The sequence below is a fragment of the Enterococcus sp. C46 genome, assembly GCF_040887565.1.
Taxonomy (GTDB): domain Bacteria; phylum Bacillota; class Bacilli; order Lactobacillales; family Enterococcaceae; genus Enterococcus_B; species Enterococcus_B lactis.
Window position 1 is genome coordinate 18,252 of sequence record NZ_JBFOGA010000003.1, and the last position, 15,180, is coordinate 33,431.

12 protein-coding genes and 2 pseudogenes are annotated in these 15,180 nt (G+C 35.7%); all 14 read right to left on the reverse strand.

Annotated elements, in window-relative coordinates; all coding sequences use genetic code 11:
• Positions 1-77: 77 nt before the first annotated feature.
• A complete protein-coding gene (locus tag AB3I27_RS05680) occupies positions 78-926 on the reverse strand; it encodes a lipopolysaccharide biosynthesis protein (protein WP_368022925.1) in 849 nt (282 codons plus the stop codon).
• Positions 927-934: 8 nt separating this feature from the next.
• Entirely contained in the window at positions 935-2,044 is a 1,110-nt protein-coding gene (locus AB3I27_RS05685) for a hypothetical protein (RefSeq protein WP_278023798.1), read from the reverse strand.
• Between the two features lie 22 nt (positions 2,045-2,066).
• Positions 2,067-3,071, reverse strand: coding sequence for a polysialyltransferase family glycosyltransferase (locus tag AB3I27_RS05690; RefSeq protein WP_010718199.1), 1,005 nt, complete (start codon positions 3,069-3,071; stop codon positions 2,067-2,069).
• Between the two features lies 1 nt (position 3,072).
• A complete protein-coding gene (locus AB3I27_RS05695; protein ID WP_010718200.1) occupies positions 3,073-3,828 on the reverse strand; it encodes a WecB/TagA/CpsF family glycosyltransferase in 756 nt (251 codons plus the stop codon).
• Positions 3,829-4,096: 268 nt separating this feature from the next.
• Positions 4,097-4,786, reverse strand: a complete 690-nt coding sequence (locus AB3I27_RS05700; RefSeq protein ID WP_368022961.1) for a sugar transferase — start codon at positions 4,784-4,786, stop codon at positions 4,097-4,099.
• Between the two features lie 98 nt (positions 4,787-4,884).
• Positions 4,885-5,648 (reverse strand): annotated as a pseudogene (locus AB3I27_RS05705) (tyrosine-protein phosphatase).
• A 27-nt stretch (positions 5,649-5,675) separates the two neighbouring features.
• Positions 5,676-6,374: a CpsD/CapB family tyrosine-protein kinase gene (locus tag AB3I27_RS05710; RefSeq protein ID WP_368022926.1), complete on the reverse strand. Its 699-nt coding sequence runs from the start codon at positions 6,372-6,374 to the stop codon at positions 5,676-5,678.
• Between the two features lie 1,036 nt (positions 6,375-7,410).
• Complete coding sequence (locus tag AB3I27_RS05715) at positions 7,411-8,322, reverse strand: conjugal transfer protein (protein ID WP_104670526.1); 912 nt, start codon at positions 8,320-8,322, stop codon at positions 7,411-7,413.
• Between the two features lie 16 nt (positions 8,323-8,338).
• Positions 8,339-9,346, reverse strand: coding sequence for a lysozyme family protein (locus AB3I27_RS05720; RefSeq protein ID WP_010754258.1), 1,008 nt, complete (start codon positions 9,344-9,346; stop codon positions 8,339-8,341).
• Entirely contained in the window at positions 9,343-11,466 is a 2,124-nt protein-coding gene (locus AB3I27_RS05725) for a CD3337/EF1877 family mobilome membrane protein (RefSeq protein ID WP_368022927.1), read from the reverse strand. The genes AB3I27_RS05720 and AB3I27_RS05725 overlap by 4 nt, the downstream gene beginning before the upstream one ends.
• Positions 11,467-11,470: 4 nt before the next feature.
• Positions 11,471-13,918: pseudogene (locus tag AB3I27_RS05730) on the reverse strand (ATP-binding protein).
• The gene (locus tag AB3I27_RS05735) at positions 13,905-14,294 is read right to left on the reverse strand and encodes a conjugal transfer protein (protein ID WP_081185903.1); all 390 of its coding nucleotides are present in this window, start codon (positions 14,292-14,294) and stop codon (positions 13,905-13,907) included. The pseudogene AB3I27_RS05730 and the gene AB3I27_RS05735 overlap by 14 nt, the downstream one beginning before the upstream one ends.
• A 59-nt stretch (positions 14,295-14,353) precedes the next feature.
• On the reverse strand, positions 14,354-14,857 hold the full coding sequence (locus AB3I27_RS05740) for an antirestriction protein ArdA (protein ID WP_010718210.1): 504 nt from the start codon (positions 14,855-14,857) through the stop codon (positions 14,354-14,356).
• 12 nt (positions 14,858-14,869) lie between these two features.
• The gene (locus AB3I27_RS05745; RefSeq protein WP_010718211.1) at positions 14,870-15,091 is read right to left on the reverse strand and encodes a hypothetical protein; all 222 of its coding nucleotides are present in this window, start codon (positions 15,089-15,091) and stop codon (positions 14,870-14,872) included.
• Between the last annotated feature and the right edge of the window lie 89 nt (positions 15,092-15,180).

Consider the following 15,180-nt stretch of genomic DNA (forward strand, 5'->3'; position numbering starts at 1 on the left):
AATCAACAGATCCGACCATTACAACAATAGATAATACGGTAAAAGCTAATAAATAGTAATTACTTACTTTTTTAATATTAGTATATTTTTTTATTCATTTCGCCATAGAACCATGGAACCCATGCATTATTAGTAGACTGCCAAACTACATTCAAAATAATTCCGATATTACTTATATAAGAGTAAATCCCTGCTTGTGAGGCTCCCAGAGATGAATTGATCATTATTCTACCAAATTGTGCTAGCATTACATTAGACAAAGTATGAGGAATAAGTGGTAATGAAATCTTAAGTGCATATTTCCAATATGATATATCAATTAATTTTTTTCCTTTAAACATTATTATCATATATAAAATTACAGCTATTATCCCTAATCCCAGAGCACCTCCGAGAGCTCTACCTAAGTACTTATTACTTTGTAATAGTGTTTGCATTAACAAAACAGAAATTCCTACATTTAATGTAGTGGAGATTAGAGACAAGGCTAAATATTTAAAATGTTCAAAATGAATTGTAAAATAAGCCTGTACATAAGCAACAAGAAAAGTAGAAAAACTCTGACTTAGCATTAAATTAAATACTAAAGGATTCATATCAAAAATACTGTTTCTGAATAAAAACATGATATTCCCTAAAAATACAAAAATCAAAAAACTACTAGTTGCTAAAAATAAGACACTAGATAAAAACTCCTTAATTTCATCATGATAATCAAAACTAGCATTATTAACACACGAATTTAAACTCAATCCAACAACTAGAGAAAAGATTGAAACAAAAGAAGTAAAATTATTAATTAGTCCATATTCAGCTTGTGAAGTAATATTAACAAATATTGGAATCGTAACAAAAGAAATTCCTTTAATAAAAAAATTACCGATTGTATACCAGAAACTAGATCTTATTAATTTTGATTTTTTCAAGGTTGTAATTATAATATTTCAACTCCTTTCTGGTTGACAATAAAACTACTTAATTCATTCTCTGAATGAATTAAGTAACTCCAAATTAAGAAAGTATAGGTTAGACCTAGTGGGAATAATAGTAAATTATGAAAATTGGCTACCACTATTATTCCCACTATTGCAATATTGAGTCTTCTATAAATTAATTTAACAAAAGCAGCTAATAAACCAAAAAAGAAAATCCCAAAATCATAAGCAATCGCTAAAAAATCAAAATGTACTGGGAATTTCATCCCAACAAGCCCACTAACTAAGTTATATGCTGAGCCAGCACCATTCCCAATAACAATTCCTACTGGATTTGCAAAATAGTTTTTAACCAAATTAGAGTATAAGAAAAGCCGTGTACTGTTACTCTCCGTACCATTATCCCGTTGATTCAGTATCTCAGTTAAAATTTGATAAAAATATGGAACAGAAATGATAAGAAGAGATATCAAGGCAAATCTTAGAAAAAAATTACGATTATTATATAAGCGTTTAGATATAACTATTACAACGTACATTAACGCATACATCAATACACTTCGAGATTCAGAACTATATATTAAGTAAAAGCTAAGAAAAGTATACGGAATAATACTAAATATTTCCCGTATATCTTGGTGGCGATAATGTTCAACTAACAAAATCAAAGATAAACAAATAATTACTGAGAAATTGGTTGGACTTGTCACAAAGAAACCCGAACCTCTTTCGGAAAAACTTCCATTTTGAAAAATCATTTGTGAAATAAATCCATTAATTATAATACATTTTGATAAAAATACTATTGAATTTAAAACAATCTTAGAGCAAAAAAAGATAATTGATATATCTAATAAATACCTGATGCTTTCCGAAAAGACAGAATTCCTATATAGAATATTTAATCCTATTCCTGTTATTAGCAATGTAAATAAAAGCAATTCTTTTGTAGTAAATTGAATTTTAAATAAAAATAATCCTAATAAAAATAATAAAAAGAAATATATAGATATATATACATTGTAGACTCCAGATACTTGACCAGAATGAATATAAAGCCGCTCATTTAAAAAAAATATAATTGATAAAAACACAATAATTTGATACAAGTAACAGCTCTTTGTTTTCATTTTAAAATTCCTTACTCATCTCATTAATTTTATTTATAACGTTATTAGCATTAGGGACATCAAAGAATGACTCACAAACGTTTAGTTTCTTGATGGCGGGAACAGAAAATACTCCGCTCGTATTCACACTGATTGCTAAATCAAATTTAACTAAAGTAATTCTAAATAGCTCAGATGGAACAAATTGGTTTATTTTTTCTATACTTTTTTCAAATTCGTAGATTGTGGTGTCCAATGGATGTTTTTTTAAAATAACTTTATATCCCTTAATAACTAATATATTATACATATGATTAAATACTTCTTTTTTTTCCGTCTCTTTAATATAGTTTGTCTCTGAAAGAGGTTGAGTCATTAATAGAGCAGTTTTACCACTTTTAGCTAGATTCTCCAATTCCTTAGGGAAATCAAAAAAATCAAGAACAAACTGTTTGTTTTTTTTGCTAATTACTAATTTATCCAGATTTTTAACAATAGAGTAATTAATAGCTTTTTTTTGAATATTTTCTTTGAATTTTTTTCTATCTGTCAAATAAAACTCTTTTACTTTCTCTTTATCTACAAAATCATATTCAATTCTATAAATTTTTTCTCTCAATAATCGCTTCAAGTAGGAATCTTGAGGATACTTATAAACTAGTTCTGCATCTTCTATACAGATAACAGATTTAGATAGTTTAAAAAAAATATTTGAAGAAAAAAACAAGCTATTTGGATTCCAAGTATAAGTAATCAATCTAAATTTTTGATTAATTATTTTTTTATACATCAGATAATCAACTAAATAACCTAGGAAAGATCTATCTAACGATGAATTTCTTTTAACGATTTGAATATCAATAAGATAGTTAAAAATATCAATATTTTTCTTTCTTTCCTTATAAAAATTGTAAATATCTTGATTATAAGTTTCAAAAAAAATTATTGCGCTATTTTTTCTTTGAGGTATTAAAGAGAACGCTGATAGCATATGTAATGGTGTCCCACACATGTATACATCTATCATCTTATAAAAACTCCTTATTAAATTTATGTTTTATTAATAAAAGACCAAAGGACATGTTTCCGTAAAAATACCTTCTAAAAAGTCTTTTGGGTTCCTGTAAAAATCTATAAAACCATTCTAATCCAATTTTTTGCATCCATTTGGGAGCACGTTTAACATTTTCTGCATAGTAATCGAATAAACCACCACAAGTCATTATACATTTAACATTCAACTTGTGAAAATTATCATTTACCCATTTTTCTTGTAGGGGACACCCAAATCCAACAAATAAAAAATCAACATTTGCTTCGTTTATTTTTTTTATAATATTAGAAGAATCTTGAAAATCAATGCTATATCCATCATGGTGTCCAACAATTTCCAGATATGAGTATTCTGAAGAAAACTTTTCTGCTACCTTTCTCGCAGTATTTTTTTTTCCACCTAATAAGTAAACTTTTTTTCCAATAATCTGTTTATTTTCAATGTAAGCAAATAGATACGGAAATAAATCAGTTGTAGAAATTCTTTCGGAAGCTACTGGCATTTTTAAAAACTTTTGTCCATATATAATTCCCATACCGTCAACATAAACACTTCCATTAGAATTTTTCAAGATATCTCTATATTCGGAATCTTTCTGAGCAATTAAGTAACAATCTGTATTAATAGCAAAAAAGGCTTTTTTTTCAACATTATTAACAATCTCAGAGGTAAGTTGTTCCATACTTCCCAAAAACAAAGGAAAACTACCTAACAAATTTGAATTATTCATTTTACTTTCTCCATTAAATTTTATCAATTTAGTAATTATTCTAGTTCTTTTTTCAATAATTTCAGTAGAAAATATTTTTTACTAACAATCATCTAAATTTCTAAATAGTTCCTTCGTTCAACTTTAAACTGACAACTTAGTCTTTTCTTGATACTTATAAAAACCACAATCAATGAAAAAACAATAAACTATCTTATATTAAGTCATTCTTACACTCTAGTCACTATCGCTATTCGTTATTAAAAAAACACTTGGTACACTCACTAATTTAATATGCCCCATTCGGCTTAATCATTACTTTAATAGTTTTGAATATAATCTTGATATCATTCAAAGTACTACGATTTTGGATGTACTCCACATCGAAGTCCACCATTTCTTCAAAGCCAACTTCATTTCGTCCGCTGACTTGCCATAAACCTGAGCAACCTGGTTTTACCAATAACCGTTGCATGTCATGGGGATAGTATTCAGCGACTTCTCTTTCCAAAGGTGGTCGAGGACCAATCAGACTCATATCCCCTTTAACGACATTTAAGAGTTGAGGTAGTTCGTCTAAACTGGTGCGACGAATCATTTTACCAATTTTGGTAACTCGAGGATCGTCTTTCATTTTAAACATAGCACCATCGATTTCATTTTGTTCCATTAGTTCTGCTAATTTTTCTTCAGCATCGATACACATAGAACGAAATTTATACATGGTGAACAATTTGCCATTGCGCCCGACCCGTGTTTGGGCAAAAACCACTGGCGAGCCAGGTTCTTCTTGGCGAATTTTATAAGCTACATATGCCATGAGCGGTGAAGCAAGAACTAATCCAACGGTTCCGCCAACAACATCAATTCCTCGTTTAACAAAATCATAGCCTTTTTGTCTTTTCAATTTTTCTTGATCGACCCATTGCAACTTAAAATACTGATCTTGGTAGTGCTTTTTTAAATCATCCGCCTTCATGATATAAAAAAAGTTTTCCGTCATCATCATTCATACTCCTACTGTTTTTCTCATCTCTCTATTTCCAAAAAATTTTATAAGTAACATCGTCAGCTCAACTAAAATAATCCAAACCGTTTCTTCTTAACTTCTGTATAATCTGGGTATGTGACCACATCCCCATTTATCAAATCTTTCGCCACTTGTTCCATAGCTTTGACTTTTTCTTCATCAAAGTCATGTCCGATTTGGTGAAAGGCTTCTTTCATTGCAAACGTTCTTTTTTTGATACCATGAGCGTCAGACGCCATCATCTGAACGAGGTTATGCTCAACCATCTGCTTTGCCGTCTTTTGGATGTCTTTACCAAAGACACCTATGTAGCTTGGAGCGGTGAGTTGCGCGAGGCACCCCATCTCCAAGTATGGAATAAGGCGATTGGGATCTTCACGAAACTTCGCATTTCTTTCCGGATGGACGATGACTGGCACCTTTCCCATATTTCGCAGCTTGAAAAAAGTTGCTCTGTATAGGCTAGGACATCCATCGTAGGAAATTCAATCAAAAGATAGGTATCTGCTAAATCTGTAAACAAAATCTGATCTTGTTGGATTTCTTCTACTAAATCCCCCGTAATCCGCACCTCTTGCCCTTCCAGTAGGGTCAGAGGGAGGTTACGACGATCGAGTTCCGCCTGGAGCTCAGTCACTTTATCGATAACCGCAGCTTTCGGATTCACATATTTCCCATTATTATGATGGGGGGTACACAAGATATGTGTGATGCCTTGGCTGATGGCTTTTTCTGCCATGGCAATGCTATCAGCTAACGTATCTGCCCCATCATCTACTCCCGGTAAGATATGACAATGAAGATCAATCATCCAATCTCCTCCTCAAATCAATTCAACTTAATTACCATAATAATAGTAGTAACCTTGGTCTTTCATATTTTGCGTGCCATTGTATACCACGCCTAATACTCGCGCTTGTACCATTTCCAACATATTTTTCGCATTGGTTAATGCATCTTTTCGCGTGACGTTTTCTCTAACAACTAGCAGTGTGCCGTCAGCTTTTGACGCCATAATCTGAGCGTCCGTCACGGCGACCACGGGTGGCATATCGAAAATAACAACATCATACAGGTGGCGTGCTTCCTCAATGACTTGGTTCATACGTACAGAGCCCAGTAATTCAGAAGGGTTTGGCGGCTTAGGACCACTTGGTAAGATGGCCAGATTTTCGATTCCGACTGTGCGCGCATTTTCCAAGACGCTTTGATTGGCACTCAAGACGAGGCTCAGACCGGTATCATTACTTAACCCAAATGTTTTGTGAACAGTTGGATTACGCATATCCGCATCCACCAAAAGCACACGTTGACCGGAACTAGCGAAAACTACGGCAAGATTCGCTGAAGTCGTGGATTTACCCTCTGATGGTCCAGAGGAAGTCACGACGATGGTCTGAATTTTTTTGTCTGCTGAAGCAAACTGGATATTGGTCCGAATCGTCCGGTACTGTTCTGAGATTGGTGACGTTTTGTCTGCTAGTGTGATGAGACTGACGGCTACGACAGCTAGGCCTTTTGCTAAGGGTCTTCCCATCTAACTTTACTCACTCCCAAAAAATTATTATTTGTCACAATTGTTCATATTATACTATTTATACTATACTCAACTAAATATTTCCAAAGTATCCAAAAAAGTGTTTTTTGAAGCTATTTGCGATAAAGATTCAAAAAAACTAAGCATTGTACACTTTTAACTCTAGTGATGCACCAACTATAGTACGTTTCGCATAAACGATATTTTATCAAATTGGATAGTCAAAATATGACTACCTACTTCGATATGCAAAAAAACATAAAAGTATGAATCTATCAAATTATGCAGCATTCTGGAATAAACTAGTTAGCTGAGTACAAGTCTCTGGCTGTACTTAGTAGATTTTCCTGTTGTTACTATCATAATGGCCATCCAGAATTATTGCAAGTAGTATTTTCTGAGTTTTTTTCGAAAAAATGACTTTTCTATTTCCCGCAAAAAGAATCAGTAACTAGAAAAGTCACTCATAGATGTTGTTTAATGTAAGTGTGTAGGATAAGTCTGCCGAATAACTCCCGGCAGTAGCATCAAATTATGATTTTCAAATTTAGCACTAAGAGCGTACTGCTACATCCCAAGTCAAGGATGTAGTTATTCCCAATTTAGTGTTACCAATCCAAACCGATAGTAACTTATAAATATCCGTCAAATAAATTGACACTAAACTTAGGAGACAGTTTTATGAACAGATACAGATGCTTATTTCTTTTGTGAGTCTCTTTTTGATTTGCATACAAGAAAAAAGTGTTGGCAGAAAATCGGTTTCGATTTTCCACCAACACAAAATATTATAGAACCTTGATTTCATACGCATTACTTAGCCTTGCTCCACTAAATGATACAGATTAACTAGGACACTCGTATCATTTTCTCCTGCGGTTCCCTTCCAAAAAAACCATTAAATCAATATTAATCTCAGAAATTAATACTAAAAAACCGCATCATTTATGATACGGTTCCCCATGATTGATCCACCTTACTTGGTGAATTCACTCTACCAACAATAACATCATTCACCTATTATTCTAACTTGTTTTTATTCAGAGACAATAATTCTCCAATTTCCATCATTTTGTAATTCCAATTCATACTGAAAGTAATTCGTTACTTTTGATAGAGTATCAAGGTATTTTACATCAACTCTCACTTGAATACTTTTTTCATTTTGTGTATAAATTGGATTCACTAATTCCACAAATTTAAGATTCGAATTGATTGGTCGCATAACATCATTTTCTACATAATACTCAAGTTCTTTTTCTGATGCAGTTGGATAAAGCTTGAAAAATGTCTCTAAAAATTCAGTGATTTCTTCCGCTGTTTTGGCATCAATTTCTGAATCACTTGCCACTGGTTTTTCCACATACTTCACTTTTTCTGGTTTTCCAATCATCGTAGGCAGACTCGTCACAATATGGTTGCCTTTTTTATCTTCAAATATCCTCACTTGATATGCAGAAAAAACCTGTTGTGTCTTTTTCCCCTCTGTAATCTTTTGCTCCACTAAAAATGAAATAACAAATTCTTCTGAGTGCTTCTCAACATCTAGAATTTTTACTACTTGAACTTCGGAACTAGTGGGAATATCCGCTCGAACCATATCTTGACTTAAAGTCACCCCTTCCTCAGTCAGATATTGTTCAAGAGTAGTCATTCTCTTTTCGATGGCTTCTTTGTCATTCTTCCAAGAAAAATACTCCTTCGCAAAATCAATCGTAAAGTTCTCGACACCAGAAGTATTCACTATTTTTTCTTTCACAACCACTTTCTCATGAGTCGTGTGTCGGTCAATTGCTGTGAAATTTTTGTATATCCCAAAAGCGAGACTACAAAACAATAAAAACCAAAGGACAAGAACCATTTTTCGATGCTTGCCCACTGAAATTACTCGTTCTTTCTTCTTTTTTGGAGTCTTCTCCTTCTGACTTCGTTCAATTTTTATGTTCATTTTCCATTCCTCTTTTCTATTGTTTGTATCGACCGGCTCCGATAAGATGTTGCTGCCAATAGGGTTCGGTAAGATTCGTCCAGCCCACTGGATCTCCCGCATGGAACATCTGATTCTCTCCTGCATAAATGCCGACATGAGTCACGTAAGTACCAGCATCATAAGTTGAGTGAAAGAAAATTAAATCTCCTGGCTTGGCATCTTTTAGGTCAATATGACTCATGGCATCATACTGATCCTGTGCCACCCGTGGAAGTTTCAGACCAACTTTGGCATAACACCATTGAGTTAAGCCACTGCAATCAAAACCCGTTGCGGGACTTGATCCACCAAATACATAAGCCATTCCTTCATACTTAAATGCCTCGTCAAAAATCCCTTGGACTGTTTTATCATCAAACTGTATCGTGGTCAGATATTGTTTCACCAACAAACAATAAAACATATTTCCGTAGTTGTAGCGCCACCCGCCATTTTCTTTAATGGCGATTGGATTGGGGTAATCAACTTTTTGACCACCTGATTTTTCTTTTGAAAAGGATTCCGCCAAAGCAAAACTATGCTTCTTTCCATTTTTTGCGACATGATTTATATAGCCTCCACCATAATTATAGGCTTGGATGATACTATCTTGATCACAGCCTAACTCTTTAGCTCGTTTAACCAGAGAAGCAAAATAGAAACACCCTTGTTTAATGGATGCCTCGGTATCTAAAGAATTAGGTGGTAAGCCAGCTGATTCAGAGCTTTGCATCACGTCTTTTGCTGTACCACCCGACTCCACTTGAATAATCGCCAAAAGAATCGGTACATAATCTGAAATGTCCGATTCCTTGGCATACTTTTCTACCAGTGACCGATGTTTTAATACTTCTTCTGAGACACTACTGCCACCGGGAGAGGTACCAGAACTGTTGCTTCCTTCACTATCCTCACCAAATAATAAGCCGACACACATCAAGATGCCCATAAAAGAAATCGTCAGGATTGCCAACGAGATTGTACTCAAATTTCTTATGGTCATTTAGTCTCACCCGGCCTTAGTTTTGGAGGATGACTCACTCTTTTTTGTACTTTTCGATTGCCTGCTTTTGCAAGAATAGATCGCTTCTTCGCCTGTTGGATAGGAGTCACTTTTCTTACTGGTTGATTATTTTCTTTCGTACTCAATTTTTGATTTGAGAGTCTTCTTTTGATTTCAGGATTCGAATTCATTTTTACAATTCGATTGGCTGGTACATTCTTTGGTATCTTACTTTTCTGAGATTTGGATTCCTCTTTTATCGGAACATTGCTCCTACCTTTTCTATGACGATTTGCTGAATTTCCCAATACTTTCCGCTTTTCAGCCATTTTATCATCTCTACGTTGTCGTTGTTTTTCTCGCAACTCCGCTCGATTCGCTTTTTCTTGGACAAGTCCACGCTTGAATTCTTCTGGTACTTTTTTCGTCTTTTCGATTTCTTTATGCAGATTGTATTTCAAATTAGTTGGTGTATTCCTTACTTGATCCTTTACTTGTTGTGCTTTGGCTTTTACCATTGATTGGGTATCTAGTACCTTGCCGATTTTTCTTCCGGCCAAATTCATTCGAGATTGTTTCTTATTTTTTGAGATTGGATTTTCCTTATTCGGGTCAGATATTACCTCTTTATTGTTAGATAATGATGGATTCTTTCGTGGAGAACAACCAGAAGACTTCGATCTGGTTTTTGATTGATCTTTTGCTAGTTTCCCACCAACTGCTGCACCACCACCAAAAGCCAATGTTCGCCCAACATTTCGATTAAGTTGCCGTAGTTTACGATTCATCAACATTTGCGGTTTCCGCATGACACGTCTGCCCATTGACTGGCTATCATTGCTTTGGAGGTTGAACATACTCATAATGTCCCCCAATTTGAAATAAATCCCGGCAAAAGTCACAATTTGCAGAAATGCTACCATAAAGAAGGGATAGGTCGCTGAAATATTGAAAAACATGGTAGAAATACTGAATGCCGTGGTGATAACCAAGGTCACTCCCGCTCGCATCATAATCGTATTGAATAAGCGAATAATCGCCTTTTTCCCCAAACTTTCATAAGTTGGCAACATCGACAATAAAAAGCTAATAGGTAGAAACATCGCAAAGATAATGAAGAGAATTTGTGAAAACAACATAATTCCTGTCAGAAGAAAGACAAAGAAGGAAATCCCAATATTGAACAGCACCAAAAAAATCACGGTCCCTAAGCGGCTCATGGTCTTGGTTATACTTAGATTCGCATTGTCATTGTCTTCAATCTCCGCTTTGACCGCTTCTTCCCGATCCTTGCCCTTGTTTTCATCCGGACTCACGAATAGAATCTTGTTGACCCGATCTTCGCCAATTTCCTCTATATTGGAATCATCAAATTGCAAGAGTAACCAAGTCTGCTGGACTTGAATTGAAAACAAACTATCCCGAATCAAATCCACGCTATCTTTTCCTTGGCTTTTTGAATTGGGTACAACAATCTCGGTCCCAAGGCTAAGAGCCGCTTCACTAACATCTGAACTAAAGTCATTAATTTTTGTGATATAGGTAGGCGCATACGCAATAAAAGAACCCGAAAGTAGAAAAATCATCACAAAATTAATCACGGCTCGAACTGCTTTCGTGGTTTCTCGTTTTAATAATCCGGTATACGCCACATACATCCCTAGAGCTAAAATCATCAATAATAGAAACCCAAAATAAAATCCGGAGGTCTGGAGTCCATTTTCAGTAATACCAGCCAATGTTTGGATATTCTTTCCAATACTTTCAGCCGTATCCGAAATGAAATCTAGTTTATAAGCTTCTTGAACCACATAACCCGTGGCGTTCGACAAATACAAACTCACCGTCCAAATGAAATTAGTAATGGCATAAAGACCATACATTACGCTCTTTCCTAAGCCATCGCCCCAATTCCACGGTAGCCAATCCCATGAACTATCCACAAAGAAATCCAACTGATAGTTACCAAGTGAATATTGGGAATAAAGATTTCCGGCTTCAACTGTATCATCAACCAGACCAGTTACCTCAGCTATCGTACCGACTAAACTCAATAGAACTGTCAGAGTGATGATGCTAATAAAAACGATTCCCACAATCCGAAAAAGTTTCTTTTTCATCCCCTCACTCCATTCTTTCATGAATAGGTGGACGGGTATCAAAAGCATGGAAGAGTTCTTCAAAGACTGGATGAACTTGAACCACACCTACTCGCCCATACAAATCTTGCATTAAACACTGACCGTTTTCCAAATCTCTCAGGCGTTTTTGATTGCTTTCATCTTCTCGATCCAAGCCAAAGAATTCCAAGGTTTTCTTGATTTCATGAATATCGGTACTGCGAAACGCAAACTTCAACCCGATATTATTCTTCAAGCGTTCATCCAGTAAATCATCACTATTTTGCGTAACAAAATAAACTCCGGCATTCATGGCCCGCCCAGCACGAACGAGCTTATTCGATAATGTTTTTCCTTGTGCCACTTGAAGAAAACTCCACGCCTCATCCAAGTCCACTATCTTGAAAATTTCTCGGTTGCTATGGATGAAGTCCAAAGCAAAAGTGGAAATGACGATTAGCATAGAAACACTAAGCAACTCCATGGTGGTATATTCTTCAAAAGTGGTTTCTGCATCTGGTAAAACTAAATCCGCTACTTGAATGATATTTAACTGTTTATCTAAACTAATCGACTGGGTAATCGAACCATCTGAGAAAAGCAAATGGGCAAAATCATAATCGGTAAAGGACTCGATATGATCGGCGATATTTTCCGCAACTGTTGAGCCCTCTTTTCGAAGCTCATTAATAACTTGTAGTAACCCTCGTTGATCACTTTGAGTAACGGTTCGAATGGCTTTGCGCAAAACAGGAAACTTCTCCCCATCCCGACTAGAAATTCCTGTTAAAAAAGTCAGGATATCAATCGCTAGACTTTCTGAGTCTTTCTTTTTCTTCATGATGACATATGGATCAAGTAAGCCTTGATTTTCTGGCTTACTAGTCAAGTTGAGAATATTAATTTCATCCGCAATTTCTGGCAAGGTTTCTTTCCATCCACCACGTTCCCCTTTTGGATCGACAATCACAGCTTGACCACCAAAAAGGACGGCATAATAGACTAAGAGATTATTACTAAAGGATTTACCTCCACCAAGAGAACCAAGAAAAGCTGCGGCAAGTGCATTGGTAACTGACCCCTTTACCCCTTGTGAAGCCAATGCCGGTTTTAGATAAACATTGCGCCCCGTATCTACATTGTAACCAAAGTAAATGCCTTCCAATTATCCTAACATTTGAGTGGCGCCAAAACCAAGTCCTGCTAAAAAATCAGACGTAACATATTGGATATAGTCATTCATATATCGCTTACTAGAAGGTAAGAATTCTTCATGTAGACCCATCATATCGCCAAAGGGCCGGACTAGTTTTACATTGGTATCGTCATAAAAATCCAAGACTTCGTCACAGCAGCGTTTTAGTTCATCAACTGACTCTGCACTCACTCGAACCACATAGCTCAATTTGTACATGGATTCCTTGGACTGATCCAAGGTGGTTTCTAGTTCATCTACTGAATCCAAAGCGTCCAAAACATTCGAATTGGTCTCATTGTCGGATTGATAGGCGTGGTTGTCTAAGTCTTTCAGTTCCTTTTTCTTGTTGCGAACGGTGGCAAGTGCCTTTTTATTGGTGACAATCTCTACATTCATACTCGTGTCGATAGGAAACGTGAATTGTTGTTGCTGGTAATAAAAAAGTTCCGAGGAAGGAAATTCCATCTCTCCCACAATCGTGTTGATTGTTAGATACGCGACATAAGACTCGTGATTTTCATGTTCAATCCGTAAGTAACGGGACTTTTCTTCAATCAAACAACGACTGGGACGTAATAAGTCATAACGTTTCACCAGCGTTTCTGATTTCAGCTTTTTCTTTGGCAGCTGAAATTCATATTCTTCAAATGGTGTACCTTTTTCACCATAGATATGTTCAATCAAGTAAGTCAGATCACTCGGTGTGACTCGTCTGACTTTAAATCTCCGAGCTAATTTACTTTCCATTAATTTTTCAAGCTTAGTATACCGGCGAATTTCTTCATTGGATAAAGAAACAAAATCCCCCATCAAATGATGATTCACCCCATAGACAAATTCTTGAATCCCAGAAAAGAAAGATTTTTTGAGACTTTTTAGATTGACCTCTTCATCTGTCGCAATCAGTTTGAAGCCAATAAAAAAGCGATAATCAATCTGACTATCGCCAATCATAGATACTAATGCATCTGTCTGTAAATCAATTCGTTGTAATGCAACTTCTTTGAGTCGCCCGGTAATCTCTTTCTTCGATCGTTCTTGCGTGGCCCGAATACTACTTTCTGTGGCAATTTGTAAGGCATGGATCTTGCCTTCTCTGTTCTGGGCAATCAATTGACGAAAGCTATCGTGTACTTGATATTTCTGTTCAGGTGATAAGAAGGAATAGTTATAAGGCACTAATTCATAGTAGGCAAAACACTCGCCTTCTTGGTTAAAGACAAGATTATTCTCGATATACTTAATCGGGTACATAGTTTACACTCCTTACCAAAGTGACAGGTTCATCCCATCGTTTCTTCTTTTCTTTGACTTTCTTTCCTGCAAAAGTAACCTTAAACCGCAAGTGATAACTGATAAAGGACCGTAAAAATCCCAATGGCTTCTTGCCGTCAAAGGTCTTTTGCGACATAAACCACATAACCGCCGCCGGTATGCCCAAGTATTTTAAAAAAGCCCCCTCTATCATAGACAGCGGAGGCACATGGGCAAATACGATGACAAACAGCAAGGACAAAACAAACCAAGCCATCTGGTTAAAGGTCACAGGAAAAGGCAGCTGAAAGTCATTAATCGCGTATATGACTTTTTCAACTGCCCAGATACTAGTATAACTTTTTATTTTCTTCATCAAATCATTCCTTTAAAAAGAAGGATAGTTTAGAAATCAACTACCCTTCAATAATTTTGTTAATATGGATACTCAAAAACACCTCGACTCGTTACCAAATAATTTCCCCCAATCTCCAAGTCTCGACCACACGCATCAAAATCAATATACGTCTTCAAGTGTTCTGGTACTTCGCCAAAATCACCATTTTCAACAATCAAGAAATACGCTACATCACTCATATCATCACAGTCCGGATAATAGACAATATCATCCACATGCTCTACCATTTCTTCAAAAGAATTAAAGAAAGCGTGTTGAATCTCTGAAGCAACTTCACCAACTGGTGTTCCTTCAAGTTCCTCCGCTAAGCCACACAACCGATTAATTTCCTCAATTGGCGTATATTCATCAATCTCAAAAGGCAGTTCATAATCATGAATCGCATATTCTTCATATTCGTCATTTAATCCAATCCGTTCTTTCACTTCATCAAAATCGATAGGTGGGGTAAACCACGCCCCCACCAACTCACCTTCATTGTATTTTCCAAGATTCGCGATATAAATACGCATCTGTTCCATCATGATTCCCCCTTATGCACCGACGATTCGATTAAACAAATTCAGTAAGACATCTTTCACACCAGAAGCATTAAAGACTAGACCTACCGCAATCAAGGCAACCACCAAAAAGCCAATCAGTTTAGAAAACTCTCGCTTAAATCCTAAAAATAAACCAATGACTACAATCGCCAGTAAGACTAAAGATTGGGCGTTGGTCAAAAACCATTGATACAAATTTTGTCCGAAATTCATTTCATCACTTTCCTTTCTTTTCCATTGCTTGATCCGCCACTACCACCAAAAACCAATAACATATCTTTCCAATTTCCATCAAAATTCCT